This window comes from Pseudoduganella namucuonensis, assembly GCF_900116645.1.
Taxonomy (GTDB): domain Bacteria; phylum Pseudomonadota; class Gammaproteobacteria; order Burkholderiales; family Burkholderiaceae_D; genus Rugamonas; species Rugamonas namucuonensis.
Map to the genome: position 1 here is coordinate 29,470 of NZ_FPBO01000048.1, position 26,469 is coordinate 55,938.

Sequence of the window (26,469 nt, forward strand, 5' to 3'; positions counted from 1 at the left end):
CATGTGGTTGGCGTTGTCGTTTCCGCAGCGGGAAGCCTTCGTGCCCGCTCTATTGCCCCATCTGTCGACGCCGACTGGATTGCGCAGTCGCCGATGCGCATGCCCCTACCCAATTGGGAATATGGCATAAATCGTTTACACCATTAACTCGACATGCGCTTAGCCACCGCCCGGGGTCGATTTTCAATCGGCGGGTGGGCAATTTTCGGCCGGCGTGACAAACGCCAAACCAAACAGCAACACGCCAGCGAAATTTCCGACGCCGCAGGGATTTCTCTTACAAAAATACAGTATATTTGCTGGTGAATATGCGCTTCAACGCACCCGGCCTGTATCCCGCAGCCTGCCGCGGCGCCGAAGACGCCTCAGTGCGCGGCGCGCGAAAACGCCATGAGTACCGATTCTTAACGCGGTCGCGGCCCCCTGCGCGCCCTTCACATGTTCGCAAAGGAAGTCTCATGATTCAGGTCAAGACATCCCGGCAGTTGGCACTTGAACAGGCCGCATTCGCCGAAGCCATCGAGAGCAACCTTACACGCATAGTCACTGCGGCGGCGGCCGGAGATTTTTCGCGGCGGGTCGACACCGGCGCCTTGCCGCCAGCCGTGAGCAAGACAGGGGCAGCGGTCAATCGCTTGCTGGACAACCTGCAGGCGATCCGCGCCGACTTGGACCGGATGCGCGCGGAGCACGACAAGGGCGACATCGACGCGACGCTCGGTGCGCAAAAATTCGACGGTGAATTCCGCATGATTGCGCAAGACGTCAACGCGATGGTCGCCTCCCACATCGCCACAAAAAAGATGGCCATGGACGTGGTCAAGGAATTCGGCCGTGGTAATTTCGACGCCCCGATGGACAAGCTGCCCGGTAAAAAAGCGTTCATCAACGACACGATCGAGCAGGTGCGTGGCAACCTCAAGGGCTTGATTGCCGAGATGAACAGGATGTCGGCGGAGCATGACAAGGGCGACATCGATGCGACGATCGACGCGCAGCGGTTCGAAGGTGATTTCCGCACCATGGCGCAAGGCATCAACGCGATGGTCGCCGCTCACATTGCCGTCAAAAAGACGGCCATGGGCGTGGTCAAGGAGTTCGGCCGAGGCAATTTCGACGCCCCATTGGACAAGCTGCCGGGAAAGAAGGCGTTCATCAACGATACGATCGAGCAGGTGCGCGGCAACCTCAAGGGCATGATTGCCGAGATGAACAAAATGTCCTCGGAGCACGACAAGGGTGACATCGACGTCATGATCGATGCCCATCAGTTCGAAGGCGATTTCCGCACCATGGCGCAAGGCATCAACAACATGGTGGCCGGCCATATCGCCGTGAAGAAAAAAGCCATGGCTTGTGTGAAGTCCTTCGGCGAGGGCGACTTCAGCGCGCCGCTGGAAACCTTCCCCGGCAAGAAGGCGTTTATCAATCACACCGTCGAGCAGGTACGCGCTAACCTGATGGCCTTGATCGACGACACGGGCAAACTGGCGAAAGCGGCGCAAGCCGGCCAGCTCGACACGCGCGCGGACGCGAGCAGGCATACCGGCGACTTCAAACGCATCGTCGAAGGCGTGAACAACGCCCTCGACGCTATCGTCATCCCGCTGCGTGAGGTGCAGCAGGTGCTGGGAGGAATGGAGAATGGCGATTTAACGAAGGCCATCCGCGGCGACTACCTGGGCGCGTTTGCCGAACTGAAGAACGCCGTCAACAACATGGCCGGCAAGCTGGCGGAGGTCGTCAACGAGGTCTCCAGCGGAGCCGAAGCGCTTGCCAATGCCTCGGAAGAAGTCAGCGCCACCGCGCAGGCGCTGTCGCAGGCAGCCAGCGAACAGGCCGCCGGCGTCGAACAGACCAGCGCCTCGATCGAGCAGATCACAGCCTCGATTTCGCAAAATACCGATAACGCCAAGATCACCGACGGCATTGCGGCCAAGGCCGCGCAAGAGGCGACCCAGGGCGGAACAGCGGTCAAGGAGACCGTTTCGGCGATGAACCAGATCGCCAGGAAGATCAACATCATCGACGACATCGCTTACCAGACCAACCTGCTGGCCCTGAATGCGGCTATCGAAGCGGCGCGGGCCGGCGAGCATGGCAAGGGCTTCGCGGTGGTGGCGGCCGAGGTGCGCAAGCTGGCCGAACGCAGCCAGGTGGCGGCACAGGAGATTGGCGAAGTGGCGATCAACAGCGTGAAACTGGCCGAAACGGCCGGCAAGCTGCTGGATGAAATGGTGCCGAACATCAAGCGCACGTCGGACCTGGTGCAGGAAATCACGGCGGCGTCGGAAGAGCAGTCGACCGGCGCCGGCCAGATCAATGCGGCGGTGGGCCAGTTGAGCCAAGCCACGCAGCAAAATGCGTCGAGTTCGGAAGAGCTGGCGGCCACCGCTGAAGAAATGAGCGAACAGGCCGAACAGTTGATGCGGACGATGTCGTTCTTCAAGCTCGCCGCGGCGAAACAGCCCAGATCCATGGCGTCGGCGCATAAAGCGCTGGTGACGGGCAGGGAAGCCAGCGGCAAGGCTGGCGTTCGCAAGTTCGCGTCCACGCTGCATCTGTCGCCGGATAACGCGCAATTCACGCGATTCTAGCCGGTGGCGGACTTACCCGGCAGCTGATCGAGCGCTTGCAGCGCCAGCGACGCCCGGATGCCCTCGTACGACTTGGCGGCGGCCTGAACAGATGACCCCATGACAACACCGCTCACCATAGAAGCCAAGCCTTAAGGTGTATTGCCCGCGGCGAACCGCTGCAAGCGCTGCCCCTCGGCGCGAGCCTCGGCCAACAACTGGCTCCAGTCGTCCGGCGGATGGCCGCTTTCCAGCATCTTGCGGAAGATCCGGTAGGCATCGTCGCCGCTCTCGTAGGCGCGCTTGGTGTCCTCGTCGTTGACCCACGCGAACACGATCACCTTGCTCGGCGCGTGGTAGCGGAAGAAGAGCCGGTACTGCTGGAAGAACCTTGCCCGGAACCAGTGTTTGTGATCGTCGCCCAAGGTGCCGCCTTGGCGGTACTCCGGCCGGGCGGGGTCTTGAGGAATGACGTCGAACGCCAACTTGGTGATTGCCGCCAGTCGCTTGCTGGCGTTCTTCTTCACGTACCCGACCGGGTCCTTTTGCTTGAAGGCCTCGACCTGCTGTGCCAGCGCTTCAATCTGTGCGAGGAACAGCGGGTGGGCAAAGACTGTCCAGCCGTGAATGACCAGGGGCGCGGTCTTGCCCGCGCTCATTCATCATCTGCCGACAAGGCGGCATCAAGATCGACCTCGATGCCACCGACCAGCGACTGGAGCCGTCGGACAAGGCCCGCATCCACTGCCTGCAGGCGCTCGGGATGGCTGGCAATGTCGCGGGCCAGAAAAGCCAGGAACTGGCCGAGCACCGGGTCGTCACCTTCGGAGGCTTCGGCGCGGGTCAGCACCACCTCGCCGCTGGGGCGGATGCTGTAGTGGATCTTGTCGCGCTTGCCGAGCCGAAGGGCACGGCGCACGGTTTCCGGCACTGTGGTCTGGTAGCGGTCGGTCAATGTGGATTCGACGTCGAGGGTGGCAGGCATGGCGCTCTCCGGTCAAAGGGGTGGAAATCTTGCATGGTAATGCAATCGCCTTGTCGAGTCAATGCAACTGCATTACCTACCCGGTCAACGCTTGAAAATCAGCTCCGGCATTACCACCTCCCAGCTATCTCCGCGGCAGCGGCCCTGATATTCGGGCGAGTTGTCGCACTTGCGCCAGAACAGCACCGCGCGTACCCGCGCCGTCACGCAACGCATGCCGGCCGGCGGCTGGAAGTGTTTGGACAGGCGTCCGACGGTCGTGCCAGCCGCGTCATCGAGCCTTATTCCCCGCTCATCTTCGACATAGTGTAGTTGGTCTCCGACATGCAGGCCGGCAATCGCGCGATGCACAGCACTGTGAGCGTCCTTCCAGCCAGCAAAACTCAGCATGAGATCGCTCGGGCCGGGCAGGCAAAATCGGTACTCCAGGGGGCCGGGGGCCGGCAGCCATGAAATCGGCGACCGGCGAACCAGGCACGCATGCTCGCCCAGCGCATCGATCATGGGATTGCCCACGTCCATGCGTGCCAGCGTCAGCGTCGCCTTGGCGCGCGTCATGGCGACGTAGTACAGCCGCCGCACCGCATCCCGTTCTTCGCCCTGCCCGCTGCGCCAGTCGCCGTCGAGCACAAAGACATGGTCGAATTCCAATCCTTTGGCGCGATGTGCGGTCATGAGCAAGATGCCGGTCTGCTGACGACGGCTGGCCCGCCCCCATTCGGCCAGCCACTCTCGAAAGCAGGCCAGCGTCACCTCGCCGTCCCGGGTATCCTCGGCAAACGCGTCAACGGCCTCGCCCAGCACGGGCCACCAACCCGAACCATCCCGCCCCGCCAACCAAGTCCGCAGGTCGTCGGCCTTGAGCAAACGCGTGCCGCAAGCCGCGCTGCGCTCGTCAAGGTAAGCCAGGAGCGCCTGGGTTTCGCGCAGGCGCCAAAGGGACGGAGCCTCCTCGTCGGCCATACTTACCGGTATGCCCGCGGCTTCCAGGGCGGCACGCACGGGATCGAGATACTTCCATTGGCGCGCGATCAATGCCGTCTTGGCGGGATCGAGACCGAGCGCCATCATGCGCCGCAACTCCGTGAAGATGGCCAGCGCCTGCTGTTGCGCGTCCCTCCCGGCCGGGAGGACCTGCACACGCCCCTGGACCACCGGGTCGATTTGTTGCCAGGCACCGCCGGGAGCCGCGTTGGCGCGAGCGGCGTTGACGCGCACCGCCTGGGTTTTCATGCGCTCGGCCGCGCGCGCGATGACGAGGTTGGCCGCCGCGACGATGTGCGGTGTGCTGCGATAGTTTTCGATCAGCAATTCCTCCCGAGCCTTGTAATCCTCGGTATAGCGACGGATGAACTCGATCGACGCGCCCGCGAAGGCATAGATATTCTGGTCGTCGTCACCCACCGCGAACAGACTCAGGCGGCCGTCCTCGTCGCTGCGCTTACGCCCCGCCAACGCGGCAATCAAGGCGTATTGTCCGGGACCGATGTCCTGGTACTCGTCCACCAGGATCCAGCGAAAGCCGGCCAACAACCGGTCGCGCTGGAGGTCGGCATCTTCCGATGGCAGCCCGTGTCCTTCCAGCAGGGCGGTCGCCTCGGCCAGCACGGCATCGAAGTCGGCGTCCTCGCCGCCGCGATGGACAAAGCTGGCGCCAACCAGCCGCATCGCCAGTGCGTGACAGGTCAGCACGGTGACGCCACGCGCGTCCTCGCCAATGAGTTCAGCCAGCCGCTTGCGGATCTCCAGCGCCGCGTGACGGTTGTATGCCAGTGCCAGCACCGCGTGCGGATTCTCCCGGCGCATGCGGATCAGGTAGGCGATACGATGGACCAGCACCCGGGTCTTGCCGGAGCCCGGACCCGCAAGCACCAGTACGTTGGCGCTTTCGCGATCGTCGGCGACGATGTTGCGCTGATGGGGGCGTGCCAGTGTTTCGACGATGGCATCCCAGGACTGCGGCGTGGTCTGGCGGGTGAGCTCGGTTTCCCGTCCCGGCAGCCAGCGCTGGCAAAACTCATTGCGCGAAAAACTGAAATAGTCCAGGGCCAGCTGAAGGGCGTCGGCCATCTTACTGACGCCGCGCTCGGCATACTCGGCCATGATGTGGATTTGCCGGGTCAGCTCTTCGTAATGCAGGGCGAGCGGCTGATAATTGCTTTTTTCGAATTGCAGTTTCCAGTTGCCCTCCAAGTGCAAGGTCATGGCGGAACGGAAGATGGTCAAGCCCTTGTTCAGCCGCAGCACTTCCTGCTCGTGCAACCACAGCAGGGCACGTTCGACCAGCTTGCGCATGTCCTTGGTTTCGGCGGCAAGCAGTGCGTCGCCGGCCACGCTGGCAGCGAGTTTGCCGACCGTGGTTTCCGCCAGCTGGTCAACCCCACGCGCGCCTTGCGCCAGCGTGGACAGCCAATGGTCCAGCAATTTTTCCGCGGCGCCGCGGCGCCGCTCGGCAAGGCGCTCCATGACCTGCCAGGAGCGATTGAGGGTGACCTCCAACATTTCGGGATCGCCCCCGCGCCTTATCTTCAGGCTGCCCTTGCCGTCATCGCCGTCGCGCCCATCGCCCGCCAGCCCGGCAATGACCTGGCGCACGCGTTGCGGTAGCGCGGTATGGCCTTGATCCTTCAGGCGTTGCGTCAGCAAGCGCAAGTGTAGCGGCGAAGTGTCGCCAACACCGAAGTCGGGCGCCGCCTCCTTCAACGCGGCGATCACGGCCGACTCCAGCGCGCAGGCATCGCGCAAGCGCTTTTTCGACGAGTTTTCCACCGCCACGTGGACGAATGCCGTCATCGCCATATCGTTGCTGGCGATGCCCAGGCGGTCGAACAGGAACAGGGTCTCGCGCAGCAGCTTGGCATCGAAGCCGGTGGCAGCCATCAGCTCGTCGGTGGACAGTCCTTCATCGGCCTCGGCGGCCAGCAGGTATTGGACCAGCCGCAGGCATTGGCGCCGATAGGCCACATCGGGTTCCGCCAGCAGGCGCTCGGCCTCCGCCAGGCTTCTCACGCGCAGCGACGACGGGAATATCTGCACGGCGTTTTCCTCGCGCCGCACCAGCCCGGCCTCCTCCAGCCAGGCGATGGCCGTGCGTACGCGGGTGTCATCGGTATTGCCGTCGCGCTTGAACTTGCCGTCCTCGTCCTCTTCCAGAATCTCGGCCGAGGTGGCGACCAACGCCTGGTCGCGCTCCTTCTTGCGCTGCAACTGGCGCAGGGCGCGCAGCACGCTCTGAATGTCGCGCCGCGACAGGCGCGACGCCGCGGACATGCCGTGCTGGCGTTCGACGTCGTCGGCGGTGTACAGCAAGACGCTGCGCGCCTGCTTGCGGTCGCGTCCGGCCCGGCCGGCCTCTTGCAGGTAATTTTCCAGCGAACCCGGGATGTCGGCATGCACGACCAGGCGGACATCCGGCTTGTCGATGCCCATGCCGAACGCGTTGGTCGCCGCAATCACGCGCAGCGTCCCCCCGATGAAGGCGTTTTGCGTTTCCTTCTTGCGTTCCGGCTGCAGTTTCGCGTGGTACGGCGCGGCGGCCAGCCCTTTATCGCGCAGGAACGCCGCCACTTCTTCCACCTGCTTGCGCGTGGCGCAGTAGACGATGGCGCCACCGGCCAAGCCGGCGGGCAGCTCCCGTTCGATCAACTCGGCGACACGACCGAATTTTTCCGCCGGCGTGGTTTCGATCACGTCGAAGGCCAGGTTTTCGCGTTTCGACCCACCGTCGAATACGCGCAGCTCGATACCCAGCCGCTCGCGGAAGTGCCCCACGATGTCGGCCACGACTTCGGGCTTGGCCGTGGCGGTCAGGCACTGGATCAGCGGCACCTCCCTGCCGGGGCTGGCGTCGGCACTTTCGCGGATGAAGCGCGCGACATACCGGTAATCCGGGCGAAAATCCTGCCCCCATTTCGACAGGCAATGCGCCTCATCGAAAATCCAGGCGCCGATATCGCGCTGCGCCAGCACTTTGCGCACGCTTTTATTGCGCAGCTGTTCGGGCGCGATGAGCAAGATGCCGACCTCCCCCAAGCGCACCCGGTCAAGCACATCCGCGCGCTCGGGCATGGACAGCAAGCCGTTGATGGCCGCACAGCTGCCGATGCCGCGTTCGCGCAGCCCTTTGACCTGGTCTTCCATCAACGCCACCAGCGGCGAAATGACGATCGACAGGGCGCCGGTACGCACGAAGCGCGACAGCGCCGGCACCTGGTAGCACAGCGATTTTCCGGTACCGGTGGGTAAGATGCCGAGCGCGTGTTCGCCCCGCATCGCCGCCTCCACGATCACGCGCTGCAGGGGCAAGCCACTGGCGCTATCGACCGGTTCAGGGCGAAACGCGTAATCTTTGCCATACCATTGCCGCAGCTGCAGCAGGGGGTCGTGTTCGCGCAGGCACCAGCGGCACGCGGGACTGCCGCAGGGTGTGTCGCGCAGTTGCCGGATCAGCCGTCCCGCCTCGGGAAACTGATGCCGCACCCACGGTGGCATCACCGAATCGCCGCCCGCCACGGAGATCCAGGCGAGCGCATAGGCCAACGGCCACGCGCATAGCCGCGCACGTTCGACAATGTTCCGGCTCGCCTGCGCGCACGCGGCATCGTGAAGCAAGCGCGTCAGGGCAGCCTCGGCATCGGACGCGTCGGGTCGCGCCGCGCCGCGCACCTCGGCAAAGAAGTGATCGAGCCCGCTCACGCCGCGCTGCTCCGTCGTCAGCCAATGCCACGCCAGCAAGAGGTCGGGCGTATTCCCGGCCATCGCCTTCAGGCTGGTGAACTGATCGGCGAACACCCGCAGGGCGAGTTCGGCATCGAGCAGGGGATCATTCCGGCAGTTGCCGAGCAAGCTTCCATCCTGATAGTGCTTGACGAGGTGGTGGTAAGGATTGCGCGGGAACGCCAGGGGGTTGAGGCGCAGGGTGTCGATCGCGTCCTTGCCCAGCAGCCGCAGATTGGGCTGGGCGGCGCGCAACTGGGGCAGGTCGAATGCGATCAGGTTGTGCCCCAACACATAGCTGGCGCTGTCGGCGAGCCTGTCGAGGGCGTGCAATGCATCGGGCAGCGTGCCTGGCGGATAAGCCACCGGCCCTATGCCACGGCCATGGACGCCAGCGAGCCGATGGATGCGCCCGCTGTCGCGACCGACTTCCAGGTCGATCGAAACGATGCAGGCGGTGATGTCCCCGGGGCCATTGGATGGCCGAGCGGTAGTGTCGGGGTTCGGTGTAGCGAGGAACATATCCGAACTATGTCCTGTTAAGTTGCTTAACGCAACAGTTCGCGGCGTCCACGCTCACGCGCCCTGCCGCTCGATCGCTTGCAACGCCAGCGACGCCATCGTCCGGATGCCCTCGTACGACTTGGCTGCGGCGATGAAGCGGCCGTTGTGGCAAAAGCCGGCATCCGCGACGCCGGTGACCGCGGCCAGTTGCGCGTCCCGCAGGCCCGCCCACGCCGCCGGCAAATCGGCCCGCGCGGTGAAACTGTCGGGGCTGACCGGCACCGTGTGGATCATGTAACGCTGCTCGGCGATATTGTGGCTGATCACAAACAGCACCTTCGGCATTTCCTTGCGCACCACCTGGGTCCAAGGAATCGCGCCGTTTTTCAGGAACAGCACGCGGCCCTCTTCCAGCAGTTCGCCCTGCCGGACCTGCTCGACCGACAGCAAGGCGCCGACCCGGTACTTGACGGCGTTGGCCATGATGTCCGTCAGCAGCTCGACGGCGCGGAGAAACTGGCTGAGCCGGAACGCGGCGTCGGCTTCGCCATAGCCCAGCCTTTGTTCGTCCAGCCAGTTGGGATTGAATCCGGACACCACGGCCGACAAGCCGTATCCGCCCGGCGCGTTCTTGGCGGCGCCCACATCGGACAAGTCCAGGTATTGGACGATATCGGCATCGATCGCGTAGGCCATCTCGACCGCCTTCGCTTCCGACAGCCGATGGCCCGTGTGCGCCTCCGCCAGGGCGATGACGCAGCGCGCCCCGTACTCCCGCCACACCAGGCCCGCGCTGGCGTAGGGCACGCCGCTCTGCCGTGCGCCGGCGAACCCTTTCTGATGGTGGTCGAAGCGCCCGCTGGGGGCGTCCCAGATGCCGCCGACGTCGACCGCGAAATCGGCCGCCTCCACTTGCGCCGGGTCGCGCGTGCGCACGACTTCCGCCTGGGGAAACAATATTTTCAGGGCCGCGACGGCCCACGCGTCGTCCGCATGAAACTTGCCGCTGTGGGTGACTATCACCATAAGAATCCGATCTCCTTTGCAGCGGCCCGCGTTTGAAAACACGCCGGCCGGCAGGTTGTTGTGCCATCGGCCAAAGCCGGGTCAGCGCAAGGTACTCGGCGTCACGCCGAACTCGCGTTTGATCAATTTACGCAACGCGGTGCTGTCCTGATATCCGACCCGCGCCGCGACCGCCTCGATCGAGAGCGCCGTCGTTTCCAGTAAATGCGCCGCGTGCGACAAACGCCGCCGTTGAATGAATTTGATCGGCGACACGCCGGTCGCCGCCTCGATGCGCCGCGCCAGCGTCTTGGGCGACAGCGCCAGTTCGGACGACAGCGCGGTCACCGTCATCGGCCGCGCCAGATGCGCGTCGATCCAGCGCTCCGCCGCGACCACCGTCTGGTCCACGTGCTCCAGGCGATCCCGCATCATATAGCGCGCCTGCGAAGAGCGCTGGTCGATCAGCAAATAACGCGAACACAAATGCGCCACCGACTCCCCCAACACGTCCGACACGATGGCCAGCATCAAATCCAGCTGCGACAGGGCCGCGCCCGCGGTCAGGCACGGTCCGTCGCGCACCAGTATGCGCGCCTCGTCGAGCGTCACGTCCGGATAGCGCGCGCGAAACGCCGGGGCCAGCCACCATGCCGTGGTGGCCTTGCGCCCGTTCAGCAAACCGGCTTGCGCCAGCAGAAACGCCGCGCTGCACGACGCCGCGATCTTCGCCTTGCCCGCTCCCTCGGCGGCCAGCCAGGACATGGCCCGCCTGGTGTCGCCGCGCGCGAAACATTCGCCGAGCTCCCGATCCGAACGATAACCCAGGCCCGGAACGATGATCCAGTCCGATTCCGCCTGTTTTGCCGCCTTGATCTGGAGGTCGGCCTTCAGCCGCAATCCGGCGCCGGTTGTAACGCAAGCCTTGGCGGCGATGGTCCGGACCCGCACCTGCGGCGCGCCGCCGCGCGCCGCGATGGACTGGGCCGCGCGCAAGGTATCCAGCGTGATCGACAAGCTGCTGTCGAACATGCCATCCAACACCAGGACCGTGACTGTTTTCATTTGTCCATTTTGACATAAAAAATGTCAAATTTGATCCTTCACCGGCACGTCGCGAAACGCCAAACTGCCCACTCCCAAACACCAGAGAAAACCATGCCAATTCAACACCTCAAGCTGTACCACTACCCGGCCAGCCGAAGCGCGCGCAGCAAATGGATGTTGCATGAGGTCGTCGGCGACGCCTTCGAAGTCGAGAAAGTGGACCTTTACGGCGCCGTCCAGTATTCCGCCGAGTTCCTGCGCCTGAACCCCAACCATTGCGTGCCCGTGCTCGAGGTCACATGGGACAACGGCGCGTCGCGGCATATGCTCGAAAGCGCCGCCATGGTCGCCTTTCTCGCGGACGCGTTCCCCGAAGCCGGGCTGGCGCCCTCCCCCGGGGCATCGCCGGAGCGGGCCGACTACCTGCAAATGCTGCACTTCGGCTCCACCTGGATGGACATGATGCTGTGGCAAATCCGCGCCCACGAGCATGTCTTGCCGGAGCCGGAGCGCGACCCGCGCACGGTGGCGAGATACCGCAAGAAGTTCCGCGAGGAGGTTGAACCCCAACTTGCGGCGCGGCTGGAGCGGGCGCCGTTCATCTGCGGACCGGAATTCACGGCGGCGGACTGCATCGTGGGCCATACCGTTTTCTGGGCGCGCGGCTATGGCTTGTGCCGCGACGAGATATTCCAGCGATACGTGTCACACCTCTCGCAGCGGCCGGCGTTTGGCGCCGCGTTCTCGGACGTGCGCGACTTCGTACTCGACGCCACCCAACACCCCCTCTCCGCGCGCTTTACCGGATGACCATCGTAGTGAACATACTTTGACATAATCGAGATACATTTCCTCCCCATACTTCCGCTCAACACAAACCACCGCGGAGGAAATCTTGGACGAGAAAATCAATCAACAACGCCGTTTCCTGATGGGCGGCGTGCTGGCGACGGCGGGCCTGTCGGCACTGGGCTTCGGCACCGCCTCATTCGCCGCGACCTTGCCGGCCAGCGCCGGCCGTTCGATAGGAACGCTGCGCCAAGTGCGCACGGCGGACCTGGAAATCGGCTACGCCGAACTGGGCCCCGCCACCGGCCAGCCGGTCATCCTGCTTCACGGCTGGCCCTACGACATCCACGCCTTCGAGGAAGTGGCGCCGCTGCTGGCGGGCGCCGGCCACCGCGTGCTCATGCCCTACCTGCGCGGCTACGGCACCACGCGCTTCCTGTCCAAGGACGCCTTCCGCAACGCCCAGCAGACGGCCGTGGCGCTCGACATCATCGCCCTGATGGACGCGTTGAACATCAAGAGCGCGATCCTGGGCGCCTTCGACTGGGGCGCCCGCACGGCCTGCATCATCGCCGCCCTGTTCCCGGAGCGCTGCAAGGGCCTGGTCTCGGTGAGCGGCTACCTGATAGGCACGCCGGCCGGCAACAGGAAGCCGCTGCCTCCGCAGGCGGAATACGATTGGTGGTACCAGTATTACTTCACCACCGAGCGTGGCCGCCTGGGCTACGAGGCGAACCGCCGCGACTTCAACCGCCTGATCTGGAAAACCGCGTCGCCGAAATGGGCCTTCGACGAGGCCACCTATGCGCGCAGCGCGGCGTCCTTCGACAATCCGGACCACGTCGACATCGTCATCCACAACTACCGCTGGCGCCTGGGACTGGCCGACGGCGAGCGCAAATACGACGCGCTGGAGGCGCGCCTGGCGGATGCGCCCGCGATCACGGTGCCGTCGATCACCCTGGAGGGCGACGCCAACGGCGCACCGCACGCGCCGCCGGCGGCCTACGCCAAGCGATTCACCGGCAAGTACGTGCACCGGACGCTGACCGGCGGCATCGGCCACAACCTGCCGCAGGAAGCGCCGCGCGAGTTCGCGCAAGCCATCCTCGACGTGGCCGCGTTCTGACTCTTATGGGGCCCCGCTCAAGCCGGCGCCGCCTCCAGCAGCTCCACCTCCACCCGCATTTCGTTCGACGTCAACGCCGGCCCGAACTGGGTGAAAATCGCCACGTTGGCGGCGTCGTGTCCATACGCGACCACCACGCGCCCGGCGCGCGGGCCGTCCTGGGTGGCGTCGAAGGTGTACCAGCGGCCGCCCACATGCGCCTCGAACCAGGCGTGCATGTCCATGGGCGACAGCCCATGCAGGTAGCCCGCCACCATTCGGGCCGGAATGCTCAAGGCGCGGCACAGGGCGATGCCCAGGTGCGCCAGGTCGCGGCACACGCCCTCGCGCCGCTGGTTGACCTCGGTGGCGGCCATGTGGTCGTGGATCGACGCCGAATTGAAGCGCACCTCGCGCCGGATCCAGTCGGTGATACAGGCGACCTGGTCGTATCCCGGCGCCGCGCCGGCCACGATCTCCCTGGCCATGTCGACGAAGCGGTCGGATTCGCAGTAGCGGCTGGGCAGGAGGTAGGTCAGCACCGAGTCGGGCAGATTGCGCACCTCGTCGAACGGCGCGCCGGGCGCGACGTCGAGGGTGTCGGCGGTCATCACATCGGCCGAGGTGCGGATAGAAAACTCGCCGGGCGGCGCGATCAGGCGCTGGCACAGGTTGCCGTAGGCGTCGGTGAATTCAACCACCGGCACGCTGGGCGTCAAGATGTACGTTTCGCGCGCCACCCATTGCTGCGCGCCGCTGCGCGGACGCAGCATCAGGATGAACGGCGTCGGACCGCCGGCGGTGAACCTCAGGTTGCAACTGGTGCGTAGCCACATGGCGGGGCGCTTTCTGATTGGGTTGACGCACCATTACGGTACGCTGGTCGGCGCCGTCAATTCTTGTGGTGCAGCGCGTCATATGTTGGTGCGTAATTCACCGGACGCCTGCGCGCCAGCGGCACGTCGCTCACGGCAAGTGGCGCCGCCGGCAGCAGGAAATCGCCGCTGATGCTGTTGCCCAGTTCCTTGACCGAGGCGAGGAAGGTGGTCAGGAAGCCGTGCAAGCCCTCTTCCAGGATGTCGTCGATGACGGCGAACCGCAGCGTGGCGTGCAGCTTGCTGGCCAGGCGCTCGGTGTCCTGCGACAGGTCGTTGCGGATATCCTGCAGATTGGCGACGACGACCGCCATGCAGGCCACCAGCGAGCGCGGCATTTTCGCCTGCAGGATCAACAGCGCGGCCACCCGTTCCGGGGTGATGGCGTCGCGGTAGACCTTGCGGTAGGTTTCGAAGGCGGACACGGAGCGCAACAGCGCCGCCAGGTAGTAGAACTCGCCCTGCACCCCGGCCTTGATGGCGTCGGAGGCCAGGAACTTGAACTTCACGTCGAGAATGCGCGCCGTGTTGTCGGCCCGCTCGAGGAAGGTGCCGAGGCGGATGAAGTTGAAGGCCTCGTCCTGGAACATGGTGCCGAGCGTGACCCCGCGCGACAGGTGGGAGCGGTGCTTGACCCATTCGAGGAACTGGCCGGGGTGGTGTTCGAACATGCGGCTCTTGAGGTGCTGCTGCAGCTCCAGCCAGGTGGTGTTCTCGGTTTCCCACACTTCGGTGGTGAGGGTCCCGCGCACGGCGCGCGCGTTCTCGCGCGCCGCCGTCAGGCAGGCGGCGATCGACGATGGATTGTCCGGATCGCGCACCATGAAGTCGATCACCTCCTTTTGCGTCGGCCCGTCGTATTTGGCGTCGAACGCCTGTTCGAGTTCGGATACGCCCAGCATGGCGCGCCAGCCCTGCTGGGCGGCGAGCGCAGATTGCGGCATCAGCGAGTATTGGACGCGGACATCGAGCATGCGGGCGGTGTTCTCCGCCCGTTCGGTGTAGCGGGCCATCCAGAACAAATGATCTGCGGTGCGGCTCAACATGTCAGTTCTCCAGTATCCAGGTGTCTTTGGTTCCGCCGCCCTGCGACGAATTGACCACCAGCGAACCCTCCCGCAGCGCGACCCGCGTCAGTCCGCCCGGCACCATCGACACCGTCTTGCCCGACAGGACAAACGGGCGCAGGTCGATATGGCGCGGCGCGACGCCGGCCTCGACATAGGTCGGGCAGGCCGACAAGGCCAGCGTGGGCTGGGCGATGTAGCCGGACGGATTGGCCAGCAGGCGCAGGCGGAAGGCCTCGATCTCGGCCCTGGTCGAGGCCGGCCCGACCAGCATGCCGTAGCCGCCGGCGCCGTGCACCTCCTTGACCACCAGCTCGGGCAGGTGCGCCAGCGTGTAGGCGAGGTCCTCCTTCCTCCTGCACTGGTAGGTCGGCACGTTGTTCAGGATGGGCTTCTCGCCCAGGTAGAACTCGATCATGTCCGGCACGAAGGGGTAGATCGATTTGTCGTCGGCCACGCCGGTGCCGATCGCGTTCGCCAGGCCCACCCGGCCGGCCCGCACCACGTCCAGCAGGCCTGGCACGCCCAGCGTGGACTCGGCGCGGAAGGCGCGCGGATCGAGATAGTCGTCGTCGATGCGGCGGTAGATCACGTCGACCCGCTTGGGGCCGCGCGTGGTGCGCATGTAGACGGTGTCGTCGGCCACGTACAGGTCCTGCCCATGCGCCAGCGCCACGCCCATTTGCTGGGCCAGGAAGGCGTGCTCGAAGTAGGCCGAGTTGTGCATGCCGGGCGTCAGCACGACCACGGTGGGATCGTCGATGCCTTGCGGCGCCACTGTGCGCAGATTGTCGAGCAACAGGTCGGGATAGTGATCGACCGGCGCCACCCGGTTGCGCACGAACAGCTCGGGGAACAGCCGCATCATCATCTTGCGGTTTTCCAGCATGTAGGAGACGCCGGACGGCACCCGCAAATTGTCTTCGAGCACGTAGAACTCGCCCTCGCCGGCCCGCACGATATCCACCCCGGCGATGTGCGCGTAGATGGCGGCGGGCACATCGACGCCTTGCATGGCCGGCCGGTACTGCGCGTTGTTCAGCACTTGTTCGCGCGGAATGATCCCCGCCATCAGGATGTCCTGGCCGTGGTAGACGTCGTGCAGGAAGCGGTTCAGCGCGGCGACGCGCTGGACCAGCCCCGCTTGCAGCCGGGCCCACTCGGCGGCGTGGATCACGCGCGGGATGATGTCGAACGGGATCACGCGCTCCTTGCCCGCGTTGTCGCCATACACCGCGAAGGTGATCCCGACACGCTGGAAGATCAGTTCGGCCTCGGCCCTTTTCCGGTCGAGCAATTCGGACGGCTGCCGCGCCATCCAATCCGCGAACTGGTGATAGTGCGGCCGTACGGTTTCCGAGGTGGAATACATTTCGTCGTAAAAGTTGGGCATCGATTCCTCCTGTTGTCAAAAGTACTAACAAGAACCGTGCCAGCCGGGTCCTGCGAACGGGACGCGGCGGAGTTTTATTTCAGGTATGAATCATGCTTAAGGTAAAGCCATCGCGCCCACTTCGAAAGGCACCATCGCATGGCTATCCGCATCGCACTGCATCACAAGACCAGTTACCGTTACGACCGTCCGGTCAGCCTGTCGCCCCATGAAGTGCGGTTGCGGCCGGCGCCGCACGCGCGCACCCCCATCCTGTCGTACTCCCTGAGCGTGCAGCCGCACGACCATTTCATCAACTGGCAGCAGGACCCCTACGGCAATTACATCGGCCGCTTCGTGTTCCAGGAAAAGGCGGACACGCTCGACTTCACGGTCGACCTGGTCGCCGACATGACGGTCATCAATCCCTTCGATTTCTTCGTCGAGAAGTACGCCGAGACCTTCCCCTTCGCCTACCCGGCGCAACTGACGGCGGAACTGGGCGCCTATTTGCAGGCCGAGCCGCCCGGCCCGCTGTTGATCGAATGGGTGGCGGCGGCGCGCCGCGAGCTGCTGGCGCGGCCCCTGAACACCAACGACTTCCTGGTGGCCGTCAACCAGCGCCTGCAGGGCGACATCGCCTACCTGCTGCGGATGGAGCCCGGCGTCCAGACGCCCGAGGAAACGCTGCAAAAGCGCTCCGGCTCGTGCCGCGACAGCGGCTGGCTGCTGGTGCAGATCCTGCGCGCGATGGGACTGGCGGCGCGCTTCGTGTCCGGCTACCTGATCCAGCTGCGCGCCGACCAGGAGGCGCTCGACGGCCCCAGCGGCGCGGCCGAGGACTTCACCGACCTGCACGCGTGGACCGAGGTCTACATCCCCGGCGCCGGCTGGATCGGGCTGGACCCGACCTCGGGCATGCTCGCCAGCGAGGGCCATATCCCGCTCGCCTGCACGGCGATGCCGTCGTCGGCGGCGCCGGTGTCGGGCTACACCGACAAGGCCGAGGTCACCTTCTTCCACGAAATGACGGTGACCCGCATCCACGAGGACCCGCGGGTGACCAAGCCCTACTCGGAGGACGACTGGCAGAAGATCGACCGGCTCGGCCAGCAGGTGGACGCCGACCTGAAGCGCCAGGACGTGCGCCTGACCCAGGGCGGCGAGCCGACCTTCGTCTCGATCGACGACATGGACGGCGCCGAGTGGAACACCCTGGCGCATGGCGACAAGAAGCGCGAGCTGGCGGGCAACCTGATGCTGCGGCTGAAGAACCACTTCGCGCCGGGCGGCATGCTGCATTACGGCCAAGGCAAGTGGTATCCGGGCGAGCCGCTGCCGCGCTGGGCGCTGAACATCTACTGGCGCATCGACGGCCAGCCGATGTGGCTCGACGCCACCCTGTTCTCGGACGAGCACGTCGACGACGGCTACGGGAGCGAGGAGGCCGGCCGCTTCGCCGCCGAACTGGTCAAGTCGCTCGGCCTGCCGCCGGAAAGCGCCATCCCGGCCTACGAGGACGTGCTGCAGCAGGCCCAGCGCGAGCAGGCGCTGCCGCGCAACCTGGACCCGCTGCAAGCCGACCTGAAGGCGCCGGAGGAGCGGCGCCGGCTGGCGCGCCTGCTCGAGCGCGGCCTCGGCGAGGTGGCCGGCTACGTGCTGCCGCTCAAGCCCAGGGACTACGACCCGGCCGTCACGCTCGGCACCACCTGGCGCACCTCGGCCTGGCCGATCCGGCGCGAGAACCTGTACCTGCTGGAGGGCGATTCGCCGATCGGCCTGCGGTTGCCGCTGGCCACGCTGCCATGGGTGCTGCCGGAGGAGCGCGATCCCGACTTCGACGCCGATCCGTTCGCGCCGCGCGGCGCCCTGCCGGCCGAGCATCGAGAGAAAAAGGAAAAACGGCCCGTGCTGGGCCTGGCCGCAAGCAAGTCGGCGGAGCGCTTCAAACCGCAGGAGCCGGCCCCGCGCGACGTGATCCACACCGCGCTGTGCGTCGAGGTGCGCGCCGGCCGCCTGCACATCTTCATGCCGCCGATCAAGCGCATCGAGGATTACCTGGCGCTGGTCACGGCGGTCGAACGCACCGCGGCCAAGCTGAAGATGAAGCTGTGGATCGAAGGCTATCCGCCGCCGCGCGACCCGCGCATCAAGCTGCTCAGCGTCACGCCCGACCCAGGCGTCATCGAGGTCAACATCCATCCGGCGGCCAGCTGGAACGAGCTGGTCTACAACATGTCCACCCTGTACCAGGAGGCGCGCCTGACCCGCCTGGGGACCGAGAAATTCATGCTCGACGGCCGCCACACCGGCACCGGCGGCGGCAACCACGCCACCCTGGGCGGCGCCACCGCCGAGGACAGCCCGATGCTGCGCCGTCCGGACCTGCTGAAGAGCCTGATCACCTACTGGCAAAACCATCCGGCCCTGTCCTACCTGTTCTCGGGCACCTTCATCGGGCCGACCAGCCAGGCGCCGCGGGTGGACGAGGCGCGCGACGACAACCTGTACGAGCTGGCGATCGCCTTCCAGCAAATGGACCGGGTGCTGCCGACCCTGCACGAGGGCGACAAGCCGTGGATGGTCGACCGCCTGCTGCGCAACATGCTGGTGGACCTGACCGGCAACACGCACCGCTCCGAGTTCTCCATCGACAAGCTGTATTCGCCGGACGGCCCCACCGGCCGCCTCGGCCTGGTCGAATTCCGCGCCTTCGAGATGCCGCCGCACGAGCGCATGAGCCTGCTGCAAATGCTGCTGCTGCGCGCCCTGGTCGCGCGCTTCTGGCGCCAGCCCTACCAGGCCAAGCTGGTGCACTGGGGCACCGCGCTGCACGACCGCTGGATGCTGCCGCACTTCGTCGCCCAGGACATCCGCGACGTCGCCAGGGACCTGCGCGCCGCCGGCTACGCGTTCGAGGAGCATTGGTTCGAGCCCTTCATCGAGTTCCGCTTCCCGCGCTTCGGCACCGTGGTCTACGAGGGCGTCGAAATGGAGCTGCGCCAGGCGATCGAGCCGTGGAACGTGCTGGGCGAGGAAGTCGGCGCCGGCGGCACCGCGCGCTATGTCGATTCGTCGGTCGAACGCATGCAGCTGCTGGTGCGCGGGCTGACCGACGGGCGCCACGTGGTGGCCTGCAATGGCCGCATGCTGCCGCTGCATCCCACCGGCGTTCCCGGCGAATACGTGGCCGGGGTGCGCTTCCGCGCCTGGAGCCCGTGGTCCGCCCTGCATCCAAGCATCAAGGTGCAGGCGCCGCTGACGTTCGACCTGGTCGACACCTGGAGCGGGCGCGCGATCGGCGGCTGCACCTACCATGTGACGCATCCGGGCGGGCGCAGCGAGGTGGGCGCGCCGGTCAACGCCAACGCCGCCGAGGCGCGCCGTTTCGCGCGCTTCTGGCCGCATGGCCACACCCCGGGCCCGATGACGGTGTTCAAGGAAGACCGCAACCCGAGTTTCCCGATGACATTGGATTTGCGCTGGCAGGCAGATTGAACTATCGTTCTGTCCCTGACGAACGTAAAAGCAGCCGCGCGCCCATGGCCAATCAACTACTTGCCAACTATCCCGCCGCACCGGATGGTTTCGATGAAATGCTCGACGCGGCCAGGGCGCCGCGCGCGCACTGGCGCGCCATGCTTGCCAACCTGGAGCACGAAGCGCCCGACATGATGCGGCAGCGCCTGGAAATGGTGCAGCGCCAGGTGCGTGAAAACGGCGTGACCTACAACGTCACGGCCGACGCCGACGGCAAGCAACGGCCGTGGGACCTGAACGTGCTGCCGCTGATCCTGCCGCACGAGGAGTGGAGCGGCATCGAGGCGGCGGTGATCCAGCGCGCCACCTTGCTCAACAAGATACTCGGCGACGTCTACGGCAAGCAGGAGATGCTGCGCGAGGGCTTGTTGCCGCCGGCGCTGATCCATGGCCACGCCGGTTTCCTGCGCCCCTGCCACGACGTGCGGCACCACGACGGCATCGCCCTGCATTTCTACGCGGTCGACCTGGCGCGCGCGCCGGATGGGCGATGGTGGGCGATGGCCGACCGCACCCAGGCGCCGTCGGGCGCCGGCTACGCGCTGGAGAACCGCGCCATCATCGCGCCCACCTTCCCCGACCTGCTGCGCGAACTGAAGGTGCAGCCGCTGGGCGGATTCTTCCGCACCATGCGCGACAGCCTGGTGCACTGGGGGCGCCAGTGCGCCGCCACGGGCGACACCCCGGCGCCGCTGCGCGACGGCGAAATGCCGCTGATCGTGCTGCTGACCCCGGGTCCGCGCACCGCCAGTTACTATGAGCAAGCCTACCTGGCGCGCCACCTCGGCTTGCCGCTGGTGGAGGGCGGCGACCTCACCGTGCGCGACGGCGTGGTGTTCCTGAAGACCCTGTCGGGCCTGCAGCGGGTGCACGTGGTGATGCGCCGGGTCGACGATGAATCGTGCGATCCGCTCGAACTGCGCAGCTCGATGCTGGGCGTGGCGGGGCTGACCGAGGCCGCCAGGCGCGGCAACGTGCTGGTCGCCAACAGCCTTGGGTCCAGCCTGCTCGAATCGGGCGCCCTGCTCGGCTTCCTGCCGGCGCTGTCCAGGCGGCTGCTGGGCGAGCCGCTGAAGATGCCGTCGGTGGCCACCTGGTGGTGCGGCGAGGCGGCCGCGCTGGAAGCGGTGATCGGCAAGCTGGACCGGCTGGTCATCAAGCCCAGTTTTTCCCAGCTGCCGCAATTCGCGGTGTTCGGCCAGGACCTGGACGGCGACGCGCGCGCCGCCCTGATCGCCAGCCTGCGCGCCAATCCCAACAACTACATCGCCCAGGAACTGGTGCGGCTGTCGCAAGCGCCCGTGTGGAAGGCCGGCCCGGCGGCCGGCCTGCAGCCGCGCGCCATCGGCTTGCGGGTGTTCGCCTGCGCCACCCCGCAAGGCTACGTGGTGATGCCGGGCGGCCTGACCCGGGTGGCCACCGGGCCGGACGCACGCGTGCTGACGATGCAAATGGGCGGCGCCAGCAAGGACACCTGGGTCCAGGCGCGCGCCAAGGCGGACGCGCACCGCCTGCAAAAGCGCAGCGCCCGCAGCGAGGACCTGGTGCGCGAAGACACCAATTTGTCCAGCCGCGTGGCGGAAAACCTGCTGTGGTTCGGGCGCCACGCCGAACGCTGCGACAATATCGGGCGCCTGCTGCGGGTGGTCCTCAACATCCTGTTCAATGTGCGCTTCGACCAGCGCGGCGCGGAATGGCCGGCCGTCGAGGCGCTGTGCATCTGGTTCCAGTTGATTCCGGCGGAGAAAAAGGCGGCGCCGCCGCGCCAGAGCCAGGCTCAAAGCCTGATGGGCCAAACCCAGACCCAGAACCCGGCCGGCCCCACGCCCGCCGCCATCTTCACCGATGCCGAGATCGAGTCGGCCTTGCTGCTGGCGGTGGTCTCGCCCGACGTGCCCGGCCTGGCCAGGCAGCAGCAGCAATTGCACCGCATCGCCGGCCAGCTGCACGAGCGCTTCTCGGTGGACAACTGGCGCGCGCTGAACCGGATGGTGCAGCCGCCGGCCATCCCCGGCGAGCGGCCCTCGCAATCGGAGGTCATGACCATCCTCGACGACGCCGCCGCCTCGCTGATGACGCTGGCCGGCTTCGCGCTCGATGGCATGACGCGCGACCTCGGCTGGCGTTTCATGTCGATCGGGCGCCGTCTGGAACGGCTGCAATTCCAGAGCGTCGTGCTGCAGCGCGCGCTCGCGATGGACGAGGACGGCAACCTGGACTGGCTGCTCGAACTGTCCGACAGCATCGTCACCTACCGCGCGCGCTACCGGGCCCAGCCCGAATGGCTGCCGGTGCTCGACCTGCTGCTGTGCGACGCCACCAACCCGCGCTCGATCCTGTTCCAGATCAACGGCATCCTGGGCGCCCTCCACAAGATCGCGCAAAGCTACGGCGCGTGCGGCGAGGACCAGCTCGCGCCGCTGCAAGCGGAATTGATCGCGCTGCGGCCGGGCGCCGACCTGAACTACGGCAATACCAGGCTGAGCGACCTGCTGAACCGCATCCAGCTCGCCAGCGCGGCCCTGTCCGAGCAGATCAGCGTGCAATTTTTCAGCTACACCGACAATGGCCAGCAAAGGAGCCGCGACGCATGATCGACACACCAGCGGCCACCGGCGTGTGCGCGCGCTACCGCGTGGTCCATGAAACGCGCTACCGGTATCAAAGCATGGTCACCCTGTCGCAGCAATACCTGCACATGACGCCGCGCTCGTTCGCCCACCAGCAAACCGAATCGCACCAGATCTGGCTGGACCCGGTCGTCAACGACAGCCGCGACGGCATCGACTACTTCGGCAACAGCACCCGGCACGTCGCCCTCACCGTGCCGCACAACAGCCTGCTGGTGCACGCCGAGTCGACGGTCGCGCTCAGCGCGCGGCCCGGCCTGACGCAGATCGCCGGGACGCTGCCATGGGAAGGCGTGCGCGACATGATGGGACGGGAGAAAAGCGCCGCCACGCTGGAAGCCTGCCGCTACCTGTACGCGTCGCCGCACGTCACCAGCTTCCCGGAACTGGAGGCGTACGCGCGCGCCAGCTATACGCCGGGCCGGCCGCAACTCGACGCGGCGCTGGAGTTGACCCACCGGATCTTCGACGATTTTGAATTCGACGGCAGGGCGACCGACATCTCGACGCCGCTCGAACAGGTGCTGCGCGGCCGGCGCGGCGTCTGCCAGGATTTCGCCCAGTTGATGATCGGTTGCCTGCGCAGCATCGGCCTGCCGGCGCGCTACGTGAGCGGCTACATCCTGACGCACCCGCCCGAGGGCAAGCCGCGCCTGATCGGCGCGGACGCCTCGCACGCCTGGGTGTCGGTGTTCTGCCCGGCGCTGGGCTGGGTGGATTTCGATCCGACCAACCACTGCCTGGTGCAGCACGAACACATCACGCTGGGCTGGGGCCGCGACTTCAGCGACGTCACGCCGATGCGCGGCATCGTGCTCGGCGGCGGCAAGCACGATCTCGACGTGCAGGTGACGGTCACGCCGCTACCGTTGGTGAGCGAGGGATGGCGGCCGGGCTGAGCGGCGGTTCCCCCATTCGCGCGGAGCGTTGGGATTCTGGGCCGCATGGGTTCCCTGATGCGCATGCCGCTGCCGTCGAGGCGGACCAATACGTTCCGTACCTCATCCGCGGTTGGCAAGGTGGGGTTGGTCTTGAATTTCGGGTGTGTTACAGTGAGGTAACTCTTTGATAATAAATAAAGACGCTAGCCTTCTGTGCGGAATCTCCAGACTTGGTCCGGAGAGTCGGCGGTGGTTGGGGCGTCTACCTCACTTTGGGTCTAAAGATGAGAACTTCAATGAAACGCCTACCTCATGCCTTGTCAGTTTTTGTTGGGGGTGTTGTTGGCATTGTTTTATACACAGGATTTCTGAGTGCGGCTCAGGAAGTAGACTGGTATCGCGCAATATCCGTTGGTACCGTCTGTGGTCTGGTCGCGGCCGCCTGGCCACGAAAGAAGTAACGAAGCATGTTCGTCGCCCAACCAACTGTTCCAGCCGACGCCTTCGGCGCGCCTGAACCGACACGTTGGACGTCATGACAGTACCGCTCAAGATCACCTACGAGCTCGTAGGAACAGGATGGTCCACGTGCCTTGTAGAAGTGGGCGAACAACGTGCTGAACTCAGTGCGTCCTACTTATCTGACGCGCTGGGCAACCTCGTTCTTTTTGCTCTTGCCGCCGGGTCTGGATTTCACTCCGCATCTTTCGGATTCGACGAGGAGCCCGGCGAATACCGTTGGGTCGCTGAGACTATCGATGCGAACCTTTTGCGGGTCAGGATTCTTGAGTTTCCCGATCTATGGGGGCACAAGCCGAATACAGAAGGCAAGGTACTTCTGGAGTTCCAAATCATGCCGCGACTACTGGCAGAGGCAGTTTTCGCGACTGCCCACGAAGTACTTCAGAAGTACGGTTCTAAGGGCTATGCAGAGAAGTGGGCTGAACATTCGTTTCCCGAGCAGGAGCTGGCGTTATTGAAGACTGCGATCGAGGGCTGGCAGCAATGACGCCCAACCTGTTGCTGCAGCGGACGGCCACGCCGCCCGCTGAGCGCGAACGTTGAGCATCATGAACAACCTATTTGCCGAGCTTTCGGTGAACTTCAATCCAACTATTACGCACGAAGAAGCTTACGAATACGGGCAGACGTACGGTGCCTACTTTTTCATATTTTCCGTGGCGCTGATTGTGTATCTTGCTGTCACGAACAGACTCCCCGGCGCCCGCCAACGTACTTCAAGCCAACATGCATAACAGCACGCTCAACCTCGCTCCCTCCGGTCGCTGGACGCTACGCGATAAAGCCACGCAGCGCGCCGGTGGTAAATCTTGCCCTACGACTTCGAAAATGTCTTGGCCTGTGGTATCTTTCTAGCAATGGTTTCGTTGGCGTTTTGCCCCAGGCACGCGAGTTTCGCGGCTCCCGCTCCTTTCCTCTACCGTGGCGGTATTTCGTGTCTGGTCTCGGTTCGCTCTTGGCGCCGCACCTGGCCTTGATAGCCTTGGCGTTCGGGCTTCGGTTCACTTCTGGACAGCGGTGGTTCCGTGCCAACCCAGCATTCGAGCGGACTTGCCGGAAACTACGCGGTCCAAGTTTTAATTTCCGGGCGGCCAGTCGCTCACTTTGCACGTAGGCGCTTAAAGAATGCATCTGGTCGCTCCAACCATTCGCTACCTGTCGAACCTCCCCAATGGAAGGGTCGTGCTTTGGTGCTACTTGATCTGGTGGGCCACCACTGTGCTTCACCACTTCGATCCGTCACCTAGCATTTGGCTAAATTCTGTTGGTATCTGTGCAGTCATCGGTATTGCTCTAATTCTTAGTGTTGGCGGTCTGAGGGCAGCCACAAGAGATCGCTGGCAAACCTTCCGCCTTTTCGCCATGCCATTCTGCGTATCCAGCTTTTCGTCTCTAATCAAGGGCAAGGGCTTCATTCTTGTCTTTCCGCCCTCAGCCACAGAGCTGGCCACTTCTGCGGGGCTATGTGTTGCCTTCATAGCCTTAGTCATCGGCCTTAGAAAGGCGCGTCATGCAACAAGCGCCTAACATCTCAGTCAACACGGACGCGCTAAGGCGCGCCGGTTACTTCAAACGTTATGCCCGATACGATGACGCCCACCGATAAATTCGATATGAGTACTGCTGAAGCCATCGTAACTTCAGGAGATACTGCCGACCCGGTCCTATTGGAATGGGTACAAGATCTGAATTGGCCAGTCGCACGGGTTCTTGCTCCATTCTTGGCAAGCGCTGGTTGTGTTGTGGCGCCGGGAATTCGTCTGGTTCTTGAATCCAGCGACGACATCTGGAAATTGAGCCTTGTTAGTGGCGTCGTTTCGAACTCGAGGAATTGATTGTACTACTTCAGCCGGAACTCAAACGCATAGCTGATGCACCAACGTCAGGCGAACAAGCTGAAGGGCTCGATCAAATCGTTACAGAACTATTGGATCGGCATGACCCATTCGCATAACAATTCATTCCACCGGACCCGCGCGAAAACCGCGCGGTCCGGTGAATTCTCACGTTGGACCACATGAAAAAGGTACTTTTCATTTGCAGTCAGAATAGGCTTAGAAGCCCTACGGCAGAACAAGTGTTTTCGGCGTGGAAGGGGCTTGAAGTTAGTTCTGCCGGTACAAACCACGATGCCGAGAATCCTGTGACTTCGGAGGCATTGGAGTGGGCAGACATCATCATCGTCATGGAACGTGCGCACAGGAATAAAATTCAGAAAAAATTCCGCTCGGCGCTGAATGGAAAGCGGATTGTGTGCCTTGAGATTCCGGACGAATATGAGTACATGGATCCTGGTCTTGTTCGGCTTCTCGAAGCCAAGGTCCCCAAGTTCCTTCCGGCAGGGGCATTCAATGGTATCTAAACTGTCCAACCTTTCATTCCACCGGACCCGCGCAAAACCCGCGCGGTCCGGTGAACTCGCACGTTGGGCATAGGAATGGCAAGCTGCGACTCGATCAAGATGACGAACACTTCTGGGCGCGAACTGTTGCTGGTGATAGAGCCGTGGGCCTTGGAGTTTTCTCTTCCTGCGGGATCTAAGTGTGAAGTGGTTTCTGTCGGCGGCACCGCTCCATCCGTTATCGAATTGGAAGTTCTGAATGACCGAATTATTTTTTATGTCGAGACTCCAGGCGCGGTTTATGAATACTGGCAAGACGGGGTGTTAGTTGATTAAGAGTTTGCGCCACTTTTTGCCCAACCCGGCAGTCACTGGACTGCCTCCAAGCTGAGCGTTCCGGCAGCCAGTTACTTTTCACGTTAGCCATGATGTCCGATGCAGAGATCAAATTTGAGAATTTTCAGGCGTTGGCATTTGTCCAGTCCGCGCTTGGTTCGTTGTCGTCGAACGT

Annotated in this window: 19 protein-coding genes; 11 read left to right on the forward strand and 8 right to left on the reverse strand. The window is 64.5% G+C overall.

Translation table 11 applies throughout. From position 1 onward, the window contains the following. Positions 1 to 458: 458 nt before the first annotated feature. A complete protein-coding gene (locus tag BM436_RS32105; RefSeq protein ID WP_093560525.1) occupies positions 459 to 2,597 on the forward strand; it encodes a methyl-accepting chemotaxis protein in 2,139 nt (712 codons plus the stop codon). A 131-nt stretch (positions 2,598 to 2,728) separates the two neighbouring features. Here the strand turns inward: BM436_RS32105 and BM436_RS32110 are convergent, their stop codons facing one another. The 5 genes from BM436_RS32110 to BM436_RS32130 all read right to left on the reverse strand — a co-directional run bounded on the left by BM436_RS32110 (position 2,729) and on the right by BM436_RS32130 (position 10,851). Further along, positions 2,729 to 3,235, reverse strand: a complete 507-nt coding sequence (locus BM436_RS32110; RefSeq protein ID WP_093560527.1) for a type II toxin-antitoxin system YhaV family toxin — start codon at positions 3,233 to 3,235, stop codon at positions 2,729 to 2,731. After that, on the reverse strand, positions 3,232 to 3,561 hold the full coding sequence (locus BM436_RS32115) for a type II toxin-antitoxin system PrlF family antitoxin (protein ID WP_093560529.1): 330 nt from the start codon (positions 3,559 to 3,561) through the stop codon (positions 3,232 to 3,234). Before BM436_RS32115 ends, BM436_RS32110 begins: the two co-directional genes overlap by 4 nt. A gap of 84 nt (positions 3,562 to 3,645) precedes the next feature. Continuing rightward, positions 3,646 to 8,799 (reverse strand): RecQ family ATP-dependent DNA helicase, encoded by a 5,154-nt coding sequence (locus BM436_RS32120; RefSeq protein WP_093560530.1) that lies wholly within the window; start codon positions 8,797 to 8,799, stop codon positions 3,646 to 3,648. Positions 8,800 to 8,853: 54 nt separating this feature from the next. Continuing rightward, the gene (locus tag BM436_RS32125; RefSeq protein WP_093560531.1) at positions 8,854 to 9,807 is read right to left on the reverse strand and encodes an MYG1 family protein; all 954 of its coding nucleotides are present in this window, start codon (positions 9,805 to 9,807) and stop codon (positions 8,854 to 8,856) included. 81 nt (positions 9,808 to 9,888) lie between these two features. Beyond that, positions 9,889 to 10,851, reverse strand: coding sequence for a GlxA family transcriptional regulator (locus BM436_RS32130; RefSeq protein WP_093560532.1), 963 nt, complete (start codon positions 10,849 to 10,851; stop codon positions 9,889 to 9,891). 93 nt (positions 10,852 to 10,944) lie between these two features. On the opposite strand from BM436_RS32130, the gene BM436_RS32135 reads away from it, so the two are divergent. Further along, positions 10,945 to 11,643 carry a glutathione S-transferase family protein gene (locus BM436_RS32135; RefSeq protein ID WP_093560533.1) on the forward strand — a complete coding sequence of 233 codons (699 nt, stop codon included), beginning with the start codon at positions 10,945 to 10,947 and terminating at the stop codon, positions 11,641 to 11,643. Between the two features lie 85 nt (positions 11,644 to 11,728). Further along, positions 11,729 to 12,751, forward strand: coding sequence for an alpha/beta fold hydrolase (locus tag BM436_RS32140; protein WP_218164973.1), 1,023 nt, complete (start codon positions 11,729 to 11,731; stop codon positions 12,749 to 12,751). A 17-nt stretch (positions 12,752 to 12,768) separates the two neighbouring features. Here the strand turns inward: BM436_RS32140 and BM436_RS32145 are convergent, their stop codons facing one another. From BM436_RS32145 to BM436_RS32155, 3 genes are read right to left on the reverse strand one after another with little or no spacing between them, the layout of a single operon-like run. Beyond that, on the reverse strand, positions 12,769 to 13,566 hold the full coding sequence (locus BM436_RS32145) for a transglutaminase domain-containing protein (protein WP_093560534.1): 798 nt from the start codon (positions 13,564 to 13,566) through the stop codon (positions 12,769 to 12,771). A gap of 56 nt (positions 13,567 to 13,622) precedes the next feature. Further along, on the reverse strand, positions 13,623 to 14,651 hold the full coding sequence (locus tag BM436_RS32150; protein WP_093560535.1) for an alpha-E domain-containing protein: 1,029 nt from the start codon (positions 14,649 to 14,651) through the stop codon (positions 13,623 to 13,625). A 1-nt stretch (position 14,652) separates the two neighbouring features. Continuing rightward, entirely contained in the window at positions 14,653 to 16,065 is a 1,413-nt protein-coding gene (locus BM436_RS32155; RefSeq protein ID WP_093560537.1) for a circularly permuted type 2 ATP-grasp protein, read from the reverse strand. Between the two features lie 138 nt (positions 16,066 to 16,203). On the opposite strand from BM436_RS32155, the gene BM436_RS32160 reads away from it, so the two are divergent. From BM436_RS32160 to BM436_RS36600, 8 genes are all read left to right on the forward strand, one after another. After that, the gene (locus BM436_RS32160; protein WP_093560539.1) at positions 16,204 to 19,542 is read left to right on the forward strand and encodes a transglutaminase family protein; all 3,339 of its coding nucleotides are present in this window, start codon (positions 16,204 to 16,206) and stop codon (positions 19,540 to 19,542) included. A gap of 44 nt (positions 19,543 to 19,586) precedes the next feature. Beyond that, complete coding sequence (locus BM436_RS32165; protein WP_093560541.1) at positions 19,587 to 22,178, forward strand: circularly permuted type 2 ATP-grasp protein; 2,592 nt, start codon at positions 19,587 to 19,589, stop codon at positions 22,176 to 22,178. Then, positions 22,175 to 23,113: a transglutaminase family protein gene (locus BM436_RS32170; RefSeq protein ID WP_093560543.1), complete on the forward strand. Its 939-nt coding sequence runs from the start codon at positions 22,175 to 22,177 to the stop codon at positions 23,111 to 23,113. The genes BM436_RS32165 and BM436_RS32170 overlap by 4 nt, the downstream gene beginning before the upstream one ends. Before the next feature lie 517 nt (positions 23,114 to 23,630). Beyond that, on the forward strand, positions 23,631 to 24,104 hold the full coding sequence (locus BM436_RS32175; RefSeq protein ID WP_143133405.1) for a hypothetical protein: 474 nt from the start codon (positions 23,631 to 23,633) through the stop codon (positions 24,102 to 24,104). 61 nt (positions 24,105 to 24,165) lie between these two features. Then, positions 24,166 to 24,351: a hypothetical protein gene (locus BM436_RS36595; protein WP_143133406.1), complete on the forward strand. Its 186-nt coding sequence runs from the start codon at positions 24,166 to 24,168 to the stop codon at positions 24,349 to 24,351. 855 nt (positions 24,352 to 25,206) lie between these two features. Beyond that, positions 25,207 to 25,452: a DUF5071 domain-containing protein gene (locus tag BM436_RS38755; RefSeq protein ID WP_177307696.1), complete on the forward strand. Its 246-nt coding sequence runs from the start codon at positions 25,207 to 25,209 to the stop codon at positions 25,450 to 25,452. A gap of 182 nt (positions 25,453 to 25,634) precedes the next feature. Then, a complete protein-coding gene (locus BM436_RS32190; RefSeq protein WP_093560552.1) occupies positions 25,635 to 25,979 on the forward strand; it encodes a low molecular weight protein tyrosine phosphatase family protein in 345 nt (114 codons plus the stop codon). A gap of 99 nt (positions 25,980 to 26,078) precedes the next feature. Further along, the gene (locus BM436_RS36600) at positions 26,079 to 26,294 is read left to right on the forward strand and encodes a hypothetical protein (RefSeq protein WP_143133407.1); all 216 of its coding nucleotides are present in this window, start codon (positions 26,079 to 26,081) and stop codon (positions 26,292 to 26,294) included. Positions 26,295 to 26,469: the final 175 nt, after the last annotated feature.

Bases quoted from the DNA above. Each gene is read 5' to 3' on its own strand.
- BM436_RS32105 (WP_093560525.1), top strand. From the start codon at position 459: ATGATTCAGGTCAAGACATCCCGGCAGTTGGCACTTGAACAGGCCGCA.
- BM436_RS32110 (WP_093560527.1), bottom strand. From the start codon at position 3,235: ATGAGCGCGGGCAAGACCGCGCCCCTGGTCATTCACGGCTGGACAGTC.
- BM436_RS32115 (WP_093560529.1), bottom strand. From the start codon at position 3,561: ATGCCTGCCACCCTCGACGTCGAATCCACATTGACCGACCGCTACCAG.
- BM436_RS32120 (WP_093560530.1), bottom strand. From the start codon at position 8,799: ATGTTCCTCGCTACACCGAACCCCGACACTACCGCTCGGCCATCCAAT.
- BM436_RS32125 (WP_093560531.1), bottom strand. From the start codon at position 9,807: ATGGTGATAGTCACCCACAGCGGCAAGTTTCATGCGGACGACGCGTGG.
- BM436_RS32130 (WP_093560532.1), bottom strand. From the start codon at position 10,851: ATGAAAACAGTCACGGTCCTGGTGTTGGATGGCATGTTCGACAGCAGC.
- BM436_RS32135 (WP_093560533.1), top strand. From the start codon at position 10,945: ATGCCAATTCAACACCTCAAGCTGTACCACTACCCGGCCAGCCGAAGC.
- BM436_RS32145 (WP_093560534.1), bottom strand. From the start codon at position 13,566: ATGTGGCTACGCACCAGTTGCAACCTGAGGTTCACCGCCGGCGGTCCG.
- BM436_RS32150 (WP_093560535.1), bottom strand. From the start codon at position 14,651: ATGTTGAGCCGCACCGCAGATCATTTGTTCTGGATGGCCCGCTACACC.
- BM436_RS32155 (WP_093560537.1), bottom strand. From the start codon at position 16,065: ATGCCCAACTTTTACGACGAAATGTATTCCACCTCGGAAACCGTACGG.
- BM436_RS32160 (WP_093560539.1), top strand. From the start codon at position 16,204: ATGGCTATCCGCATCGCACTGCATCACAAGACCAGTTACCGTTACGAC.
- BM436_RS32165 (WP_093560541.1), top strand. From the start codon at position 19,587: ATGGCCAATCAACTACTTGCCAACTATCCCGCCGCACCGGATGGTTTC.
- BM436_RS32170 (WP_093560543.1), top strand. From the start codon at position 22,175: ATGATCGACACACCAGCGGCCACCGGCGTGTGCGCGCGCTACCGCGTG.
- BM436_RS32175 (WP_143133405.1), top strand. From the start codon at position 23,631: ATGACAGTACCGCTCAAGATCACCTACGAGCTCGTAGGAACAGGATGG.
- BM436_RS36595 (WP_143133406.1), top strand. From the start codon at position 24,166: ATGAACAACCTATTTGCCGAGCTTTCGGTGAACTTCAATCCAACTATT.
- BM436_RS38755 (WP_177307696.1), top strand. From the start codon at position 25,207: ATGACGCCCACCGATAAATTCGATATGAGTACTGCTGAAGCCATCGTA.
- BM436_RS32190 (WP_093560552.1), top strand. From the start codon at position 25,635: ATGAAAAAGGTACTTTTCATTTGCAGTCAGAATAGGCTTAGAAGCCCT.
- BM436_RS36600 (WP_143133407.1), top strand. From the start codon at position 26,079: ATGACGAACACTTCTGGGCGCGAACTGTTGCTGGTGATAGAGCCGTGG.